Raw genomic sequence first — 19,662 nt, forward strand, 5'->3', positions numbered from 1 at the left:
TCGCTTTTTTTATAAATAGGGAGGTAAATTCCTTAATTAGAAGAATATGAGTAATAATCACTTCCTTTCATTGGGGGATGCCATGGAATATGTAAATAAAAAACACTCTCGGGGTAAAGAAAGCTCAAAGATCCAAACCCCAATAACGGAAACGAAGGGAACTACAGCTTCCTTATACGTCGACCCTTTCGATTCTGGACATGCTTTCGACCTGCAGCGAACGCTTGGAAATCGAGCAATTAGCCAGATGATGCGTCAAAACGCTGCACCGGGCGGGCTCCCCAGCATTCAACGCACGCTAACCCGTTGGGATGATCTCCAAACCAATGGGGCTGGAATTATATGGGCCCCTCATCGCGCACAGCCCGATGATCATGATCAATTACAGCCGCAAGAAACGATTCTCGGGCTTGGAGCTTCCATCGAGGGTCTATCCCATACCGCACCGGATCACTGGAGAACATCAATTCAGAGTAAAGGAGCGCATGCTTCAGCCCCAGCAAGTCTCGGTGTTGAGGGGCGGATTGGACCGGATCGTCCGGAAGGAACGGAGCCCTCAGCAAAAGCATCATTAAAATATAAGCGTAAGCTGAAGCAGGCAGCCGGCGGTAAACCCTATCAGTTGAATACTTTGCTGCCAGTAAGCTTAGGGGGAGACGGCAAGCAAGCGGAACACCTGGTGGCTCTTCCAGGGAAGGAAGCGGCACAAGTATTGGATATCCATGAGAAGCTAATGCGTTTAGTTAATATAGGAAAGGCATGGATTCAATTCGATAGTACCGTTGAATATGAGCAGGACTCCTCCAGTTCTAATCTTACGTATGCAAAACAGATTACGATTAATTACTGGGAATATAGGCCAAACGGCAAAAAAATGAATCGTAGGGGGATCACCTTACAACCGATTCCACCGTCCGATTACAAGGCGAGTAAGAAAAAACGAAAAGTAATAACAAGTCGAGTCAACAACAAATATGGTGAACTTGACGACAGGGACGACTCAGCTGCAACCCGGTTCCAAACAAGGGTCGTCTTTAGTTCAACGAATGCAGTTGGGGACGGGGTGTTTATGGAAGCGAACCCGTTAGGTCCTGATCACAAAATGGGCGAGGAGCCAAAAAGTAAAAACAACGGCGGCAATTACGTTTGGCATCGGCGTACAGCAGAGTTACAAAAAGCTGCCCAAAACAAGGAAAAATACATTGCCGGACACCTGTTAAACCATCATGTAGGCGGACCGGGCAACGACTCCCGCAACCTAACGCCAATCCCAAACGAAGTGAACGCCAACATGCAAACGGAAGTAGAACGGCCTATTAAAGGGTTAGTTAATGACGCAAAGGGGTGGATCTATTATCGGGTTAACGTGACTCACAGCAAGGACGTATCCGGTCTGGAATATCCAAGTCAATTGGATTTTCTGTGGTACCAGATTGATAAGAAAGGGATCGAAGTGGCGAACACGCGTGAGACCCGTAAGTATAATATCTCCGCACCTTCCTCCTATGCTGCTGGCACAGACCACAGCGCATGGGATACTGCAGGTGAAATAAGAGGTCTTTCGAACATTCAGAATACAACCGCACGAACAAAAACGAACTTGTTCGAACTCATATTGGACGATAACGATACGCTGCGCAATCAACGCAAAATCATTATGCCGTTTATCCGTTTCTTAAATCAAATCGGCAGTAACGGCGTCATTAGTACCCATTTACATCAAACCGTTGAACAAATACTGTCCCGATATTTACCGAAGCCTAACTCTCCCGAAATGCAGGCTTGGCAGCAGATTGAGGAGATTCGCAAAAACATCGAGGATCAAACGGATGAACTTACTTCCGATGTGGCTGTTCAACTGCTAAACGCGACTGATACTATCCAAAGCGAAATGAAAATCAGGCGAGATTCGGCTCTCCAAGAGGTTACCCATTATCAGTATGGTACAAAAAATCCAGTCCATGCCCGGGAATTAGTTCATGCCTTTAATACTTCTAAAGTAGAAGAAGACCGAGAATTTGATGTGTTGCTGAATTTATCTAAAACATTGATTCAGAGAGCATTAGAATTGCGTCAATATAAAGAAGGCTTATTCAACGTGACAGAGCAGTTATCCGGAACACCAAGTGACCGGACGGTATCTGCGGCGGAAGCGGAAAAGCGTCACAAAAAGGCGCTTAAAAAACATGATGAATCCAACTTTGAGGAAGCCATGAATATGGCCATTGAACTGCTGGGACCAGAAGAGATGAATGATCCGCCGATGAGTCCCGGCCAATACCAGAACTTCACCGAGGAGGTCACAGGATCAGCTGGCAAAAGCTTCGCTGATAATCAAAGAAAGGTTACAGAAGCAATCGTAGGGAAGCGCGATAAGCCTAAGAAGATGAGAGAGATATACAAGAAAAAGTTAATCGCGAAGAAAACAAGGGTTTATGGCCACCAGCGTCTCAAATTTTTATGGATAAAATATTCAGAGCATTGGCCTGAAACGAAAAAGAAGAGGTATGCAAAATTTGAAACCCATTTACAAAACAAAGGGACGGACGATCTTGAAGAGCTGTATAAAGAAAATACAAGATTATTTTTAAAGTATTTACATTGGGTAGAAACCGAGCTAACCAAGACGAACATCCTGAAGAAGAAGAGATATCGTAAAAAATTCAATCTCATAAATATCCAGGATGACGACGCGATGAAGTCTTGAAAGGAGATCATACCGCATGAGGGAGTTAAATCAAATAGAACTAGCTGCAGCTAAGAGCAAAGAGGGTCGTCCTTATTCCCATATCTGGGAGCATTATGCCGACGAGCTGGAACGACTCGATCTTCAGCTGCAGCTTATTTATTTGCGGCGTCAAGAATTGACACCGGACCCGCAGACCGACTCCTATCGAGGCATGTTCGTTTCAGAGGAAGAGTTTTGGCGGCTTTCTGGCGGTATGGCGCCGGCAGCGGAAAACTCGAAGCAGCTCGAAGCGACCGTTCAGCGCCTGAAGCTTAGCGATGCGAAAATAGAGGGGCGCCTTGCAGCCAGCAAGGGACATGTTTATTTACCGCTGCTTCATGCAGCTGATATTTTCGGACTTTGTCCGATTGAGCAGCGTATGGTCATGGTGACGGCAGCGGTGGAGCTTGATCGCAAATACGAGCGTATCTTCGGATTTCTTCAAGATGATTTGACTTTGAAGCTGCCGACGATAAGTCTTGTGCTTCAGCTTGTATGCCGTACTGCGGAAGAGCGTATGTCGGCGGCCATGGCCTTTGCTCCTACCGGGATGCTTGCGCGCTTTTTTTGGCCGCAGTGTGAACAGGAGACCGCCGGCCGTTCGATGCTGTCGCAGCCCTTAAAGCTGGACCGACGTATCGTTATGTTTCTGGTGAATCCCGGTGCTTTCAATGATGGACTAATGCCTGCAGCTCGTCTCTATGCTCCTGACGAAGTGCTTCAGCCGCTCTTCGTCCATCAAGAGGTTCAGGAGAAGCTGCAGGTTTACCTTCGAAAGATGACTGACTCTCGATTCATGCCGGAGCAAGGAGAATTCTTACCCTGCAGCCAAACAGGCATTTATTTATGGGGAAAAGCGGGCGCAGGCAAAAAGCTGCAGGCCAGGCATGCCAGCAGGGCATTGAATAAGCCTCTGCTAATCGCGGACTTATCTCTCCTCATCTTCGCTCCATCCGACGCCGACTTTATACGGCTGCTGCAGGAATTAATTCGGGAGGCGATGCTGCATCAAGCAGTGCTGGGCTTTACCGGTTTAGAATGTCTTTGTCCTGAAGAAACAGACACCGGTATATCGGCAAGGTATCGTTCGCTGTTTTTTCAGGCTATGGATCAGTTCAGTGGGATTCTGGTATTAATGGGGGATCGAGCAATTCGGCTTCAAGGCGAAGCGACTGGGCGAATCTGGCTTGATGCCGAGCTTCCGGTGCCCCATGATCGTCAGCGTGAGGATGTATGGCACAAATTTGCAGAGGAATTAATGGTACAAACCGATATAGACTGGATGGTACTGGGAGGGAAATTTCGTTTTACACCGGGCCAAATCCGTCGTTCGCTGCTTATGGCGTTAGAGCGTACGTTATGGAAGCATGCATCGGAATCAACGAAATGTGAGGTTCCAGCCTTAGGTCAAGAACGATGGATCACCCGTGAGGCGTTGATAGAGGCGTGCTACAGCCAAACCCAGCACAAGCTGGAACGGAAAGCAGCACGGATTTCCCCCCGATACAGCTGGGACGATCTCGTGCTGCCGCGTGAACAGCGGGATCAACTTCTTACCGCTTGTAACCAGATGAAGTACAGGGCAAAAGTTTATGGGAGCTGGGGGTTTGACCGTAAGCTGGCCTACGGGAAGGGACTTAGCATGCTTTTCGCAGGCCCTCCAGGCACAGGTAAAACGATGTCCGCGCAGGTCGTCGCCAAGGAATTGGAGTTGGAGCTATACAAAATCGATCTTTCTCAGGTCATCAGCAAATATATAGGGGAAACCGAAAAAAATCTGCATGAAATTTTTTTGGGGGCGGAATCAAGTCAGGCCGTATTATTTTTTGATGAAACGGATGCCCTATTTGGAAAACGATCTGAGGTGAAAGATTCAAGAGATAAATATGCAAACATTGAGACGGCCTACTTGCTTCAAAAAATGGAAGAATACGAGGGGGTTTCCATACTGGCGACCAACCTTTTGCAAAATATAGATGAGGCGTTTCTGCGCAGAATTAATTACATTATTAAATATCCGTTTCCAGATGCCGTGTTCCGTGAAAGCTTATGGCGGAATCAGTTCCCAACTGAAGCGCCGGTTTCTGAAGATGTCGACTTTCACTATCTTGGGCGCAAATTCGAGATTGCAGGTGGAAATATTAAGAACGCAGCGCTTACGGCCGCCTTTCTCGCAGCCTCTAAAAATGAGACGATTGGCATGAGGCATATCATTCAAGCGGTGAAACAAGAACTGCAAAAAACGGGGAAAATTATCGAAAACAGCGACTGGGATGAATTTTAAGGGCGGTGTGCGTTATATGGTGCCTCTATTTTTTTGAAATAGGCATGGAAAATATGTCCTTGTATGTAAGGTATAATGAAAAATTGTTATAGTCATATGAACTTACAAGATTTATAATAGATGACAAGGAAAAATAATCTAAAACAGGATAGAAACACTATAAACGGAAGGTCGAAATATGGGTGATTATACGGTTATTGCGGATGTCGGGGCATCCCTGGTCAAACTCTTGCGGGAACATATGACACCTCATCCTATTCCGCAGCCTGAGCAGATCGGGTTAGCATCTCTTGTCGAAAGAGGAGATCTTTACCTATCGTTGTTCTTATACGGGGTCCGTGAAAGCGGTGACAGCAGACGAACTCAAATGGTCACCCGTGGAACGGGGGAGCTGCAGTTTCCGCCCATGGCGATGGAATTAAGCTATCTGCTCACGGTTCAATCGCCTGCCGAGCTGCAGTCACGCTCTCTTGACGAGCACCGAATCCTTGGGCGTGCGATGCAGGTGCTTTATGATCATTCCATTCTGAGGGGTGCGATGAACACGGGTACGCTTGCGGAAAGAGACGAGGAAGTTCGAATCGTGCTCGACAACCTACCAGGCGAACGGCTGATTCAAATGTGGAATTTTGCAGATACCCCCTATAGGCTTTCTCTGAGCTACACAGTCGGGCCTATTTTTATCGAATCTACCCGAAAGAAATCGACACAGAGAGTCTTGGAACGAGATTTTCGCATTCAAGGTTAGGGGGATTCGAGTTGGATTCTTTTCGGATTACACATCTAAAGTCCCGCGTATCCTTGATTGTTTGTTTGTATTCAGCGATCACAAGAGAAGAGGTTTACATTCAGGATATTACGGTTTGGTTAGAGGGTGTTGCTGCTAAGCCGGCAGTTAAGTCTGATGGCTGTTTTATTTTTGACAATGTACCGGAAGGATTCTACACACTTCATATTGCCTCTACGTATTACTTCGCGGAAAAGAGAGAGATTCAAGTCAATTCTACATCTTCTTCTACCTCGATGATTCAAATCGGTCTCCTCCCACTCCCATCGTATCCATTTTCCATGGGGCTTTCCATCCTTCGAATTTCTGTAAGGACTCAACGAAATCAACCCGTAGCTGATGCTTTCATAGAATTGACGGTCATTCAGGAAGATGGCGCACGCGGACGTATCACGCAAGAAATACAGGAGAGCGGTTCAACCGTGCTTACTCTCGGTGCTGTTACGGGTACCGTTTGGCCGACAGACCGCTATCTGCTCCGCAGCCGTTCTGCCAATAAAATCGAGGAACAGATTCAGATTGAAAAGGTATCCGAGCTGGGCAGAAGAGCCGAGCTTGGTCACCCATTACAGCATGCTTATCCTAGAGGCTCATACTTACTCCCGGTTGTAAAGACGATTACGGATGCTAACGGGGAAGCGGTCGCTGCTTTTTCAAATCTTGGTGTAAAGCAGTTCCGGACGCAACTCTTCGTGGAAAATTCAACAAAACTAGATCAGCAGGATGAGAGAATTTTGAAGGAGGTGGTCCTGGAGGAAGGTAAGACCGTTTCGTTAACCATAATACTTTGACAACACGACAATACGCGAAATCATGGCCGTTCAATCTAGCTGCATGTAAAGACCAGCATCGGGCGCCATATGTTCATCCAAATTACAAAACTCCCAATTGGAAAGGAGAGAACCGGAATCAGGATGCGGGGAGTATGTACCCAACTAGGGATCAGCCCATCATGACCGGGAAACAATGGCCGAGTATTTATCGCCTGGAGTGTATGTCGAGGAATTTGACAGCGGTGCACAGCCGTTAGAGGGGGCAGGCACTAGCACAGCCGGATTCATTGGTTTGGCGCAAAGAGGTGAAATTGAAGGGATACCACAGCTGGTTACGAGTGTAGCCGATTTTAATCGACTTTATGGCGGTTACTTGTCGGAAAATTTATTCGGCGAATATCGTTATTTAGCATATGGGGTGGAGCATTTCTTCCTTAACGGGGGCTCTCGCTGCTTCATTATGCGTGTTGCACCTTCGGACGCAAAGCCGGCCGCTATCGAGGTGAACGGAATTCATGGATCATCTGTTCTCTCGATCCAAGCAAAAAATCCGGGTGCCTGGGGGAACCAAATCCGGGTTACAATCATTCCTTCGAGTAAAGCGAGAACGCAAATTTACGAGATTGTGGGAGATAAAAAATATCGCGTAAAAAATAACGCGGGCTTTCATGTAGGAGATGTCGTTGCTTTTGATTTGAACGGGACAAAGCAGTACAGCAAGATCGTTTCTTCACAGGACAATATCATTGAATTATCGGAAGAGTTAGAGGGAGAAGAGGAGATTATCGACAGCAGCTTGCTGCCAGCCAAGGTGCTGCGCACCTGCGAGGTATCCTTGTATGTGATCTATGGAGATGAGGCGGAGACCTACGAAAAAGTATCGTTGAACGTCTCAGCGTCCAATCATATTGCTAAAATAATTTCCCGTTCCAACATCGTTAACATCCAGGATCTCTCTGCCGCTGTATCCGGAGCGATACCGCCGTTTGAGGTCATTTCCGGCACTAAAGAAGAGGAAGGTCAGTATCAAATCGCTCTGTCGGGCGGCAGTGACGGGTCTTTAGCGAATTTATCCGCTGCAGACTATATGGGGCAGGATCGCGGGCCTGGACGCAGAACCGGAATTCAGTCTTTCATCGACAATGATGTCGTCAGTATTATGGCGATCCCTGGCGTAACGGACCCGAACGTACAGCTGTCCTTGGTCGCACATTGCGAAAATTTGGGCAGCCGGTTTGCAATTCTAGACATTCCGCGAGACAAAACCAAAGTGTCGGATGTGTTGACGCACCGCAATATTTTCGATAGCAGTTATGCGGCGATGTACAACCCTTGGCTGCAGGTGTTTGATCCACTCGATAAACGGAATATATATATTCCTCCATCTGGATCTGTAGCCGGTATTTATGCCCGCTCGGACAACAGCCGCGGTGTACAGAAGGCGCCGGCGAACGAGGTAGTTCGCGGAGCGGTAGGCTTGGACTGCCAGTATAACAAGGGCGAGCAGGATATTTTGAACCCGAAGGGTGTGAATTTAATTCGTTCCTTTGCCGGACAAGGCATCCGAGTGTGGGGCGCCCGGACAACCTCTTCCAACTCGCTTTGGAAATATGTCAATGTTCGACGACTCTTTATCTTCCTGGAGGAATCCATCAAAAACGGAACCAACTGGGTTGTATTCGAACCGAACGATGAGCAGCTTTGGGCACGCGTTCAACGTACGATCGATGCATTCCTTACCCGGGTATGGAGAGACGGGGCGCTTTTCGGTTCGAGCGCAGGCGAAGCATTCTACATTAATATTGGGCGAAGTACGATGACACAGGATGATATTGATAACGGACGGTTGATTTGCGTAATTGGGGTGGCTCCTGTAAAACCAGCCGAATTTGTAATCTTCCGGATTACGCAGAAGACGAGAGAAGAATAGGCAGGATCGTTACAAGCTGCGTAGGTAGAAATGATGTCCGCCGAAACGATTTTGACGAATGGGAGAGGGGCTTAGTATGTCTGGTCAACGAAAGGATCCATACCGTAATTTTCGCTTCCGGATTGAGGTGGAAGGGATTCAGCAGGCTGGGTTTAGTGAGGTGTCCGGTTACGATGCTTCGGTATCAGTTATTGAATACCGGGAAGGAAATCAAGTGACGACGGCCCGTAAACTCCCCGGCTTATCTAAGTACAGCAATATAACCTTGAAATGGGGCGTAACAGACTCCATGGATATGTATAACTGGATGAACGATTCTTTAAAAGGCAAGTTTATCCGGAAAACCGTAACAATTGTCGCTATGGATGAGGAAGGCAATGATAAGGCGACCTGGCAGGTTATCGAAGCCTGGCCGGTTAAATACACTGCACCTAATTTTAATGGAACGGGAAACGAAGTGGCGATCGAATTGATGGAGCTCGCACATGAAGGTATGGTACGTACAAAATAACGCATAAATACGGATCGGAACAGGGAACGCAATATTGATGGATAGGACGTGCTCATGTTCCTTTCCGATCATAGGGAGGCTAACAGCATGGCATTTAATACGGAGTATGAATTTGAGCTGCCGCGAGGATATGTAGACGAAAACGGCAATCTGCATAAAAGAGGAGTAATGCGTCTTGCAACTGCTGCGGATGAAATTTTGCCGATGCGCGATCAGCGCGTGCAGCAAAATCCCGGCTACTTGAGCATTATTTTATTGGCCAGAGTCGTCACCAAGCTCGGAGAGGTTCGCGCGATCGATACAAGGGTGATTGAGCGTTTATTTACAGCAGATCTTGCATATTTGCAAAATTTGTACCGGACGATTAACGAAGTGGATGTTCCTAAGGTACATACTGTATGTCCCAAATGCGACCATGAGTTCGATGTGAACGTGTCTTTTTTGAACGATCCGGTGGAGGCATAACCGGATATCCCGTTGACAAGATTTACGAAGAAGCCGGCTTTATCGCGTATTATTTTCATTGGCCTCATGAAGAAATCATGTCAATGGAACATAGAGAACGGCGCAGATGGTGCGAGGAAATTTCACGGATTAACAAAAATTTGAACAGCAGTGAAGAAGAAACGAATGAAAATCCGTTTGATGTGTTCAGCAAGAGGTGAAAACGGTGACCGGAACTAAAACGGGAAACGTCATTGGTGCATTTCGCTTCCAAGTCGAAATCAAGGGACTTATTGTCGGAGGATTCTCTGAAGTTACAGGAATGCAGGCGGAAACGGAAGTTATGGAGTACCGGGAGGGTGGAGTTAATACCCATCTTCATTACTTTCAAAAACAAACCAAGTTTTCGCGAATTGTATTGAAGCGTGGTTTAAGTCAATCTCCAGAGCTATGGGAATGGTACGAGAGCTCCATTATTGGAAAATCCAAAAGGACGAACGGTTCCATTATCTTGTTCAGTGAAGCTGGGGAAGAGGTTTGCCGGTGGAACTTCTTTGACGCGTATCCTGTTAAATGGGTCGGTCCTCATTTACAAGCAACCAGCGGCAGCATCGCAATCGAGTCCATTGAGATTGTACATCACGGATTGAAGACGATATTCCGCAAATAGTGTGTGACAGGGGGATGGTAGCAATATGATTGCAAAGAAATATCATCAAATCCCCAACGTTTCCATAAGATCAGTAAACGTTCGAGGAATAGCTGGAAATGCCGACCTCTTCGGAAGGTCTGCTGCACAGTCTCGTAGGTTTGGACAGCACATAGCGGACAAATATGGCTTGGCACAAAGCGACCCATTCCGTCAGCCGGAGCTGATTTTTCGCAGCTCTGTTCCTAATCAAAGAGGGAACGGAGTCACCAACGGAGCTGCGATGATCACTTCTCTCTATCTGAAACTGCAGCTCCAATTGCAACTACAGTTCCTGTTGATCTCGAAGCACAATATGTACCTGCTAAACGTTCGACCTTCCCTAGAGCATAGCGGGTTCATGAGAATGGTGGATAGTTCCATCACAAAACAGTTGTTGCATGACTCTCGGTCAGCAATGATGACAGCATCAAGGAACAGGTTCGTCCACACAAGATCATTATGGGAAAGCACGGTTCACACGGACACGGCTTCAGTTTTTTCACATCTGCAGCAGCAAGCGGTAAAGCATATCCACTGGCCAGATGCGGTGTTAGGACCGAGGACGAACTTGGATCATCTCCGTGTTAGCGACTTCTGGCGTAATAGCGAGTGGATTAATAGGATCAATACCTATGCTGCGAATGAGCAGTTCCTTCTTTCGAATGTGAACCTGCAGAGTTGGCAGGGTGTGAGGAGGGACAGGGATTCTTTTCCGCTTCCAACCATTTCCCGTTTTGTACTCCATCCTTCCATGTACTACGAGAAGCACAAGAATCGGATACAAACGCATCAAGATAAGCCTAATAAGCCGATTAACTCTGATGAAGAGGTTAACCTGATTTCTAATAAAAATTATCTTTGGCTTAAGAGAAATAGCGATTTTTGGATCGGTCGTAGGAGCCTGGTACACCAAAAGTCTACCAACCTTCACGGTTATGCAACATTTCGTCGGCAGCGATTGACTAAGGGTAGTGCGAATGCTGTGACCCACATCAATTCTACATGGCAGCCGTTGAAGGTCCAATATGGGCAGTTGGACTCGTTCACTACTATGATGATGCGGCGAAAGGTAAGAGAGCATACGATCAAGAATTCGCTCACTGAGCAAGAGCTTGTCTCAACTAGTAATTTTGTTTCAAAAAACAAGCTGGTCGCCACCACAACGCTTGTTCTAAAGCCTACGCTAAACTCACTTATGATGCTGGTTGATGATCTGGTTGATGTTCAGGTTCTTCAACTACATCAGAAGCCCGATCAAAGGATGGAACCGCAGTTTAACGTTGTCCAGCTCCGATTTTTTCCTTACCTGTTATCGCACGAGAGGAGTTCCAGATTAATTGGAGGACAGAAGGACAGCACGTACTACCGGATGAATGTCTTGCATGGCGATCAAATTTTTCCTATTCGGACAAAACAGAAACAGCGGCCACGACTTGCGTACTGGAAGGACGTGGTCAACCATTTATTACTCCGAGAAGACAGTTCTCGGTTCATAAATGTTGTTGCAAATGTTCGAAATGCTGAGCTGGGTTTTCCGGTAGTGAAAACTGGGTTTACGTACAGGCCGTCTGAACAATGGACAAAGGTGTCCGCTTGGTCTGTACTTAAACCACAATCTATATTTCATCGAAATACCGTTCATGGACTATTTTGGAATACCACTGTTCATGGGCCATACAGGAATCACGCTCATGCTCCTGATCAACCGGGCCAAACTGAAGCAATGGAATGGTTGCGCGCTTATCAAGCGGAGGTTGGTATTCACCGCGAACAAGCGTTGGTTCCTTGGCATAAAAAAGAGGGGCTCACACTACCGGTTCGTCACCTGACCTCCGTCTTTCCTTCCTATCCTGCGGTGGGTAGGGGCCAGGGACTCGTCATGGCTTTTGCATTTCTGTCTAAACGAAAGGGACTTACTGCATTTAGGGGAACCGAGACCCAGAGTCAGGGAGCAAGCTTGTCTGCCCATTCCTTTAATTCCGTTGTGTTCGTTCCATGGGTACGTGAGCACCCTCGGCCGGAATGGGAAACGAGGTTGCGGTATATCCAACATCAGCGTCAGGCGATTATGCGGCAGCAAAAAAGTCGGAATACAGAGGCGGCTCCGGCGGTTGGCTCCTTCTTTACACCAATCTATGGGCTTCCGATGGATACCCTGCAGCAAGCAAAAGCGGGAACATGGTTGATGATGCAGCGTTTTATGCGACTGGAGAAGACGGATTGGCAGCTTGCGCCTTTCCATCGAACGGCCGATTTCCACACCCTAGAGAATATGAAAACCCTCTTATTATCGTTTCAACTACAGGGACAACAACAAGCAGTACGTTTTCTTTCCCCGTGGATCGATGTAGGCAACGCAAACACCGATATTGGCGTTTTCCGTTCCCTGGGAGCAAACAGCTACAACTCCGCTTACCCAGGTTTCTTTAAGCCGTTATTAATTCATGCTTTTCCTTACGATTCAACTGCTTTACGTCCGGCGGCTTTGTCTTCCCGACATGAGGTGGATTCACGGCAGGATCAGCAGCGTGTTGGATACGGCCTTCATGAACGATCAGCTGCCCACTTCTTGAATCGCTTACTTACCTCCGGGCAAACTTCACTGATGAAAGGTATGCTTTCGGCGACCGATCGATTGCTGAATCCAGTTTTTCGCCGAATCTACGAGTCGGAAAGACACGCAGGTCCGTTGACAATGGAAGAGAAGATTTCTCAGTTTTCTCAGAAGCACAAACATCAACCCATGGAAAGCCAAAAGCAAAAGAAAACGACAATTCATCGCTTTCCTGATCAAAGGGGTCTGCAAGCTATCCAACTTTGGAAAACCCATCTGCCACTCCAAGGAAAGCGCTCCATGGCAGTAGTTGATCGTAAGGTAGCTTCTTTCTTAAAGAAAGCAGCAGATTATGAATGGATGGGACACGGGAGTGGCTTTTACCAAGCGCGAGCTCAATCGCATAGGATGGGACTACCGCAGCTGCAGTCCGTCCTTCGGGCGGCTCCCCGTCAAGCGGGCCTTGACCGAATAAGCGTCCTGCAGCGTCAATCTTCGAACATATCAGGAAATGTTATCCTATCGGATATGCTCAGAGATGGTTCTATTTTCAAACATACGGGATTGCCCATGACGAACATCAGGTATAGAGATGCTTCAGCACCTCAGAAGTCAGATGCTTGGACCGCTTCACCGGTTGACTTCCGCTGGCTGAAGCAAGCGGAAGCGTCGGAGCACAGCACTCCAGCGGAGTTTGACGAGACGTCAGCCCTGCAGCTGAAGGTAAGCTGGCTCGAAGATGCCGTTAAGAGCATGCCCCAGATCAATTACCGAAAAATTGCTGAGAAAGTGTATCAGGAAATTGAAAAAAAGCTAACGTTTGAACGACAGCGAAGAGGACTGTAGGCAGCGCGGCGAGGATAATTTGGATTTGACCCCACTGACGGAAAGGAGTGATCAGGTTTTCCGATGCCACTTCAGAAAGCGATGATTATAGTCGATCGAGGTAAAAATTCAAATGATTCCAATGATTCGATCGAAGTATTGTTCAATCCAAGCGAATATACGTTGGATTCCGGAAATACCTACAATTGGATGAAAATCCAAAGCTTATCGATGCCCATCGGACAATATGCATATGGCAATGGAACGACGCTTTCGGTGGAGCTGTTTTTCGACACGTACGAAGAACAGAGCGATGTGCGTGACTACACGAATCAAATCGTCGCTTTAATGGACAAGGATTCAACCTTACGACGTCCTCCGGTTTGCCGTTTTGTATGGGGCTCCCTAGACTTCCAGGGCGTTATCGAGAAAGTGACACAAAATTTTATAATGTTCCTTGATTCGGGCATTCCGGTTCGCGCCAAGCTGAAGGTGAGCTTCAGGTCTTGGAAGGATCCGGAGGAATTAATGAAGGAACTTCCTCCAGCGAGGATGGCTCAGGTAAAACAGCGCATTCGAAAGCAGCAGGAAGAGCTGTGGATGATTGCCGATCAAGAATATGGAGATCCGGGGCGCTGGAGAGAGATTGCCGACGCCAATAACATTAATAACCCGCGAAGAATGGAAACGGGGCGGAAAATCACTGTGCCGGGAGCGGATTAGCGATGGCGAAGCTGGAGCTTGACACGTCTCAATACACCTTGGACCAATTAAAACAAAAATACGCTGATTTTATGGCTCCCGCTTTGGAAGTGAAGATTGCGGGGACCGCCCTGCCTCAAGGTATCGGTATCTCGCATATTGAAGTGGAGACGACGATTGAACCGGTCGCCGATACGTTCACTTTTCGTGTTGCCAATGCATTCGATCTGCAAACGAAGCAGTTTCGTTGGCTTAACGTATTCACACTGGGAGCATCGATTGAGCTTCAATTTGGCTACGGCAGTAAACTTACGCCGATATTTTCGGGTTACATAACTTCGGTCGTTACTGAATTTGCGGAGAGTGAGACACCGGCCCTGACGGTAAGGGGAATGGATTTAACCTATTTAATGCTTAAGGGCAGCAAATCACGTACATGGAATAACAAAAAATACAGCGAGATTGTTGAGGAAATTGCGAGAAGCCACGGTGCTACCCCTCATGTGGACGCAACAACGACGAACTATCCAACCGTTTCGCAAAATCGGATTAACGACTTCATGTACCTCCAGTATTTGGCCAAGACGGTAAACTACGATTTTTTTATCGTTGGTAAGCACTTATACTTTCGTAAGCCATTCACACAAATGTCGCCGGTAATAACGTTAGAATATGGCCAGACGCTTAAGAGTTTGTATATGGATGCCAATTTAGCGGAACAAATTACCGACGTTAGCGTTCGGAGCTGGGATGACAAGAAGCAGGAGCTGATCGAGGGCAAGTCGGGAGTGATCAAGAAGCTGGGCACGAACTCGAAAACGGGAAAAGACCTGCTTAGTGCAGAGAGTGGAACATACACCGAGTATATTTATACGAACACAGCAACGATGGAAGAGGCTCAAAGTATGGCAGACGCATACTTAAACAGGCGTGCGATGAAGCTTTTACACGGAGTGGGTGAGTCCGTTGGCCTGCCAGAGATCAGGGCGGGACGTTATATCGAATTAAGCGGACTAGGACAAACTTTTGACCAGCCCTATTATGTGACCGGTGCGACCCATCAATGGTCTGACGACGGTTATATCACCCGCTTTCAGATCGGAGGAAATGCAATATGATGATTCGTCCTGAAATCTCCTTCGCTGCAGCAGATCCTTTTACTCAATCCATTCATGGGGTACTCGTTGGTGTCGTATCCGACAATAATGATCCGGATAAGCTGGGGCGTGTAAAGCTGAAGCTCCCGCTCCAGGAGACGACGACAGAAACGGATTGGGTGCGGATTGCGACATTAATGTCCGGAAATGGGATCGGCTGTCTCTTTATTCCCGAGGTTGGCGATGAAGTTCTAGTCGCCTTTCATTTGGGAGACCTTCGGCAGCCCTTTGTAATTGGTATGCTTTGGAATGAAAAAAATAAGCCGCCTCTTCCTGCAGAGAAAAACGATGAGCGCAAAATCATTTCGCGTTCAGGGAATGAGCTGGTTTTCAATGATAAAGCCGGTGAGGAAAGCTTCAAGGTTAAAACCAAAAAAGGTCAACAGATTGAATTTACAGATCAAAACAGTAAGATCCGCATCTCCGATCATAGCGGCAATAATGTGATTACGATCGAAGGGGCTTCCGTCAATTGTGTTTCCATTCAAAGTAGTTCAACGAAGATTACGTTAAATACGGCGGGTGAAATCACCATGGAGAGCCAGCAAGAGGTAACGATCAAATCGAGCCGCGTTCAAATCGAAGCAACGGCGGCGTTGTCTTTAAAGGCGGGGGCGTCACTGGATTTAAAGTCAGACGGGATCATTACGATCCAAGGAAGTATGGTGAAAATGAACTGAGTACGGCCAGAACGTGGTTAGAAGGGAGAGCTTTCCATGGCGGATGAATTATTAGGAAGAGGCTGGAAATTCCCTGTACAGGTAGATCCAGCGACCGGTAAAATCCGCATGTCGGAATACGAGAATGATATCGCGGAGTCCATCCGAATCATTCTGGGTACCAACAAGGGGGAGCGTGTTATGCGGCCCAGCTTCGGCAGCGGCCTTAGGGAATTTGTGTTTGGAAAAGTGGATGCCGGGTCGACCCGCCTATTGGAAACGAGTGTACAGGGCGTCATTCGTAAATGGGAGCAACGGGTGGAAGCAGTTGAAGTAAAGGTCGTCCCTCGTTCCATGGAATCGGGCCTTGTGGATATCCACATCCGTTACAGCATTCGGTCCACCAATGGTATACATAATCTGGTGTATCCGTATTTCTTGCAGGATGGCTCCTAAGATAAAAAGATCTCGTAAAAGGTATCGTTAAGATGCAGAGAAAGGGGGCGGGCCCGTAGATGAACCCTCCGAACATCGATTCGCGTGATCTTACCGACTTAATCAAGCAAATGAAGGAATTAGCGCCATACTACACTCCGGAGTGGCGATTCACACCAGATACTCCGGACCCCGGATCGGCTTTATTTCTATTGTTTGCCGACATGTTCCAGGAAAACATTGCTCGTCTCAACCGCGTCCCGGCCAAAAACCAAATTGCTTTTTTGAACCTATTAGACCTTACCTTGCTGCCGGCTCAACCGGCTTCAGCTTACGTGACCTTCAGACTTAATGAGGGCACCCCTGAACCCGTGCTCGTCCCTGCGGGAACTCAAGTCATCGCTGCGGAAGACGAAGGCCCGGTTCCTTTTGAAACGGTCCATACCGTACTGCTGACTCCAGCATCGTTGACAACAGGTTTTGTTACGAGTAAATCCAGGGACTCCATTATTCAGCTAAACAGCGCATTATTCAAAAACAGAGGGCATGATCAACGGGCGGCTACCCCTGTTTTTCATTATAACGAAGAGGAAAATCTTCAAGAGCATACGCTTCTTCTTGGTCATTCTTACTTGTTGACACTATCTGATACCGCGAGGATAGAAGTGGAGCTCGGGCATTCGGCCGATCCGCAGGAAGCCGAGGAGCTGGCCAAGCAGCTTGCGAATCCGCAGATCACGGAGTGGTGTTACTCCGCCCCTCTGGGCTGGCACTCTTTTGACCGCGTGGAAAGTAATGGCCGCCGCGTTATTCTGTATAAACATCATGCAGGAGAAATTATAGAGAGCATGATAAACGGGATCGTTAATCGTTGGATTCAATGCAAAATAAAGCGGCGCCAACCAGAGTACTTCATAACGCAGGGAATATCCTTGCCCTTATGGGAGCGAGGGTTTGCGATTGATTTTGTTGAAATGAAAACCGATTATAACGATCCTTTCAGCCGGGGCGGACTAAGGCCGGATTTGATGTTTCATAACGATTTGCACGTAGATGCAGAGGGCTTTTATCCTTTCGGCGATTATTTTGCATTGTATGGGATGTTCTATATTAGCTGTCAAGAAGCGTTTAGTAAGAAGGATGCACGCATCCAGCTCGAATTTACACTGTCCGCGGTTGGCAATCGGTTTCAGCCCGAAGCTGAGCAGGCCGTGGAATGGAAGCTGATTATGAAGAAGTCCCAATTCCAGAAGGCGGAACCGCCCCTCGTGACGATCACTCAAGTGATCTGGGAATATTGGAATGGTTCCGCTTGGATTCGTTTACATACGGAGCCGGGTGCCGAGCTGCTGTTTACAGAGATGCTGGAGGGCTCTCCGGGAAATCGGGTGCTCACTTTTCACTGTCCGCAGGACATGGAGCCCGTTTTTGTAAATGGGATCCGCAGCTTGTGGATTCGCTCGCGAATCATTAAGCTCGATAACGCTTATGCGCCAAACTCGATGTACCTGTCACCCTGGATATCCGGGGTATCGGTGTCTTATCAATACGGACAGCGCGCCTTTCCCGCCGAGTCATGTGTGACGATCAATAACCTTCATATGTCTGATTGTTCGATGAACATTCGGAAAGGAAAGCCGTTTGTTCCATTTGTGCCTCTTGATTGCCCGCAGCCGGCTTTGTATCTCGCCTTTGACCAGCCGCCGTTGAAAGGCCCCATTTCCATTTATGTATCAGCTCCCCGATATCAAGAGGAAGCTCTCCATCCCGCTTTCGTAGAGTGGGAATATATGCGCAGCGACTTGTCTCAAGGGGGCCGTCCCGAATGGTCCAAGCTGAAGCTTTACGACGGGACAGCGGGTCTTCATCAAAGCGGCCTGCTGACATTTGCCGGACCGGCGGACTTCAGAAAAGCACAGCATTTTGGTGTGGAAGGATACTGGATCAGGGCTGTTAATCGGGATAAAACCTACGATAACGTTCAATCGAAAGCTCCTCTCGTTAATGGTTTCTATCTTAATACCGTACAAGTGGTTCAACAAGAATCGATCGAGAACGAAAATCCGGAGCTTCGAGGAAATCGGTCACCGTATTCCTATCAGCTTGCACGGAACCATATCGTAAGCGAGGAGGTTTGGGTAAACGAGACTGAGCTTTCCGAGGAGGAAGCAGCCCGAATGGAGCATGAGGGTTTTCCACCTGTGCAAATTACACGGGACAGCGAGGGGAATAGGTTACGAGCTTGGGTACGGTGGAGTCCTGTGCGTAACCTGGCTGATTCGGAATCGGGAGACCGGCACTACGTCATAGACCGTACTGCTGGGCAGCTTCGGTTTGGCGATGGGAGAAATGGTATGTCTCTGCCGAAGCAAGGCTCGGAGCAGGTTAGAGTGAGTTATAAGGTTACCATGGGCGATAAGGGCAATGTTGGAGCAGGGAAAATCACCCGACTGCAAAACTCGATTGCTTTTGTTGGATCCGTGATTAACGGGGAAGCCGCCTCTGGCGGCAGCAACCATGAAACGTTCGAATCCGCCATTCAGCGAGGACCGCACCGCTTGAAACATAGCAACCGGGCGGTAACTGCTGAGGATTTCGAGTGGCTTGCCCGGGAAGCTGATCCGAGCGTTGCCAAAGTGAAATGCTTGCCGAATGTCAATGCTCGAATGGAGCGGGAAATTGGCTGTCTTACGCTTGTCGTTCTACCAAAGAATGGACAGCCGGGAACGGCTGCTTTTATGAAGCGTTTGGAGGAATTTGTGATCGAACGGGCATCCGGATTAGTTGCCTCTACTGAGTATATCCGGGTAGTAGAACCGGTCCTCCTTGAGATCAGTGTGACAGCTCTTATCGTGGTGCAGGATTTGGAATCCGTCCTGCCAACGGAGCAGATGGCTGTTGAAAGGTTGTCCCGGTTTTTGCATCCCACGACAGGTTATTTCGATGGAAACGGCTGGAGCATCGGCCAGCATATTCACGCCTCCATTTTCTACGGCTTATTAAAATCCATACCTTCGATCCAATATATAGAACAGGTTTACATGACCGTTTACAAATGGGAAAAAGGTCGGCGGCAAGAGCTGGATGGCAACCGCTTGTCTTCTGTGCCGCACGGGATTGTCATAAGCGGAGTACACAATATTTCAGCACAAACCGTTCCAGCGGAATGACAAAAAAGCTAG

The 19,662-nt window shown here is 47.8% G+C and carries 15 protein-coding genes; all 15 read left to right on the forward strand.

Annotation, left to right across the window (positions count from 1 at the left end; genetic code table 11):
* Positions 1–82: 82 nt before the first annotated feature.
* A complete protein-coding gene (locus GQS10_RS05850) occupies positions 83–2,707 on the forward strand; it encodes a DNA/RNA non-specific endonuclease (protein ID WP_166240023.1) in 2,625 nt (874 codons plus the stop codon).
* A 16-nt stretch (positions 2,708–2,723) separates the two neighbouring features.
* A complete protein-coding gene (locus tag GQS10_RS05855; protein WP_166240025.1) occupies positions 2,724–5,012 on the forward strand; it encodes an AAA family ATPase in 2,289 nt (762 codons plus the stop codon).
* Between the two features lie 178 nt (positions 5,013–5,190).
* Positions 5,191–5,760 carry a Pvc16 family protein gene (locus GQS10_RS05860; RefSeq protein ID WP_166240027.1) on the forward strand — a complete coding sequence of 190 codons (570 nt, stop codon included), beginning with the start codon at positions 5,191–5,193 and terminating at the stop codon, positions 5,758–5,760.
* Positions 5,761–5,771: 11 nt separating this feature from the next.
* The gene (locus tag GQS10_RS05865) at positions 5,772–6,590 is read left to right on the forward strand and encodes a beta-sandwich domain-containing protein (protein ID WP_166240029.1); all 819 of its coding nucleotides are present in this window, start codon (positions 5,772–5,774) and stop codon (positions 6,588–6,590) included.
* A 175-nt stretch (positions 6,591–6,765) separates the two neighbouring features.
* Positions 6,766–8,502, forward strand: coding sequence for a phage tail sheath family protein (locus GQS10_RS05870; protein WP_166240031.1), 1,737 nt, complete (start codon positions 6,766–6,768; stop codon positions 8,500–8,502).
* 76 nt (positions 8,503–8,578) lie between these two features.
* Positions 8,579–9,013: a phage tail protein gene (locus GQS10_RS05875; RefSeq protein WP_166240033.1), complete on the forward strand. Its 435-nt coding sequence runs from the start codon at positions 8,579–8,581 to the stop codon at positions 9,011–9,013.
* Positions 9,014–9,100: 87 nt separating this feature from the next.
* On the forward strand, positions 9,101–9,478 hold the full coding sequence (locus GQS10_RS05880) for a phage tail assembly protein (protein WP_166240035.1): 378 nt from the start codon (positions 9,101–9,103) through the stop codon (positions 9,476–9,478).
* A gap of 20 nt (positions 9,479–9,498) precedes the next feature.
* Positions 9,499–9,678 carry a DUF6760 family protein gene (locus GQS10_RS23445; protein WP_341805016.1) on the forward strand — a complete coding sequence of 60 codons (180 nt, stop codon included), beginning with the start codon at positions 9,499–9,501 and terminating at the stop codon, positions 9,676–9,678.
* A 5-nt stretch (positions 9,679–9,683) separates the two neighbouring features.
* Positions 9,684–10,127: a phage tail protein gene (locus GQS10_RS05890; protein ID WP_166240037.1), complete on the forward strand. Its 444-nt coding sequence runs from the start codon at positions 9,684–9,686 to the stop codon at positions 10,125–10,127.
* Between the two features lie 25 nt (positions 10,128–10,152).
* Positions 10,153–13,548 carry a hypothetical protein gene (locus GQS10_RS05895; protein ID WP_166240039.1) on the forward strand — a complete coding sequence of 1,132 codons (3,396 nt, stop codon included), beginning with the start codon at positions 10,153–10,155 and terminating at the stop codon, positions 13,546–13,548.
* A 63-nt stretch (positions 13,549–13,611) separates the two neighbouring features.
* A complete protein-coding gene (locus GQS10_RS05900; protein WP_166240041.1) occupies positions 13,612–14,250 on the forward strand; it encodes a CIS tube protein in 639 nt (212 codons plus the stop codon).
* 2 nt (positions 14,251–14,252) lie between these two features.
* The gene (locus tag GQS10_RS05905; RefSeq protein WP_166240043.1) at positions 14,253–15,347 is read left to right on the forward strand and encodes a phage late control D family protein; all 1,095 of its coding nucleotides are present in this window, start codon (positions 14,253–14,255) and stop codon (positions 15,345–15,347) included.
* On the forward strand, positions 15,344–16,066 hold the full coding sequence (locus tag GQS10_RS05910; RefSeq protein WP_166240045.1) for a phage baseplate assembly protein V: 723 nt from the start codon (positions 15,344–15,346) through the stop codon (positions 16,064–16,066). Before GQS10_RS05905 ends, GQS10_RS05910 begins: the two co-directional genes overlap by 4 nt.
* Before the next feature lie 36 nt (positions 16,067–16,102).
* Complete coding sequence (locus tag GQS10_RS05915; RefSeq protein WP_166240047.1) at positions 16,103–16,501, forward strand: GPW/gp25 family protein; 399 nt, start codon at positions 16,103–16,105, stop codon at positions 16,499–16,501.
* 59 nt (positions 16,502–16,560) lie between these two features.
* Positions 16,561–19,650, forward strand: a complete 3,090-nt coding sequence (locus tag GQS10_RS05920) for a baseplate J/gp47 family protein (RefSeq protein WP_166240049.1) — start codon at positions 16,561–16,563, stop codon at positions 19,648–19,650.
* Positions 19,651–19,662: the final 12 nt, after the last annotated feature.

The sequence above is a fragment of the Paenibacillus turpanensis genome (assembly GCF_011421635.1).
GTDB classification, from domain to species: Bacteria; Bacillota; Bacilli; order Paenibacillales; family YIM-B00363; genus Paenibacillus_AK; species Paenibacillus_AK turpanensis.

Bases quoted from the DNA above. Each gene is read 5' to 3' on its own strand.
- GQS10_RS05870 (WP_166240031.1), top strand. From the start codon at position 6,766: ATGGCCGAGTATTTATCGCCTGGAGTGTATGTCGAGGAATTTGACAGC.
- GQS10_RS05900 (WP_166240041.1), top strand. From the start codon at position 13,612: ATGCCACTTCAGAAAGCGATGATTATAGTCGATCGAGGTAAAAATTCA.
- GQS10_RS05855 (WP_166240025.1), top strand. From the start codon at position 2,724: ATGAGGGAGTTAAATCAAATAGAACTAGCTGCAGCTAAGAGCAAAGAG.
- GQS10_RS05895 (WP_166240039.1), top strand. From the start codon at position 10,153: ATGATTGCAAAGAAATATCATCAAATCCCCAACGTTTCCATAAGATCA.
- GQS10_RS05880 (WP_166240035.1), top strand. From the start codon at position 9,101: ATGGCATTTAATACGGAGTATGAATTTGAGCTGCCGCGAGGATATGTA.
- GQS10_RS05920 (WP_166240049.1), top strand. From the start codon at position 16,561: ATGAACCCTCCGAACATCGATTCGCGTGATCTTACCGACTTAATCAAG.
- GQS10_RS05850 (WP_166240023.1), top strand. From the start codon at position 83: ATGGAATATGTAAATAAAAAACACTCTCGGGGTAAAGAAAGCTCAAAG.
- GQS10_RS05875 (WP_166240033.1), top strand. From the start codon at position 8,579: ATGTCTGGTCAACGAAAGGATCCATACCGTAATTTTCGCTTCCGGATT.
- GQS10_RS05905 (WP_166240043.1), top strand. From the start codon at position 14,253: ATGGCGAAGCTGGAGCTTGACACGTCTCAATACACCTTGGACCAATTA.
- GQS10_RS05860 (WP_166240027.1), top strand. From the start codon at position 5,191: ATGGGTGATTATACGGTTATTGCGGATGTCGGGGCATCCCTGGTCAAA.
- GQS10_RS05915 (WP_166240047.1), top strand. From the start codon at position 16,103: ATGGCGGATGAATTATTAGGAAGAGGCTGGAAATTCCCTGTACAGGTA.
- GQS10_RS05910 (WP_166240045.1), top strand. From the start codon at position 15,344: ATGATGATTCGTCCTGAAATCTCCTTCGCTGCAGCAGATCCTTTTACT.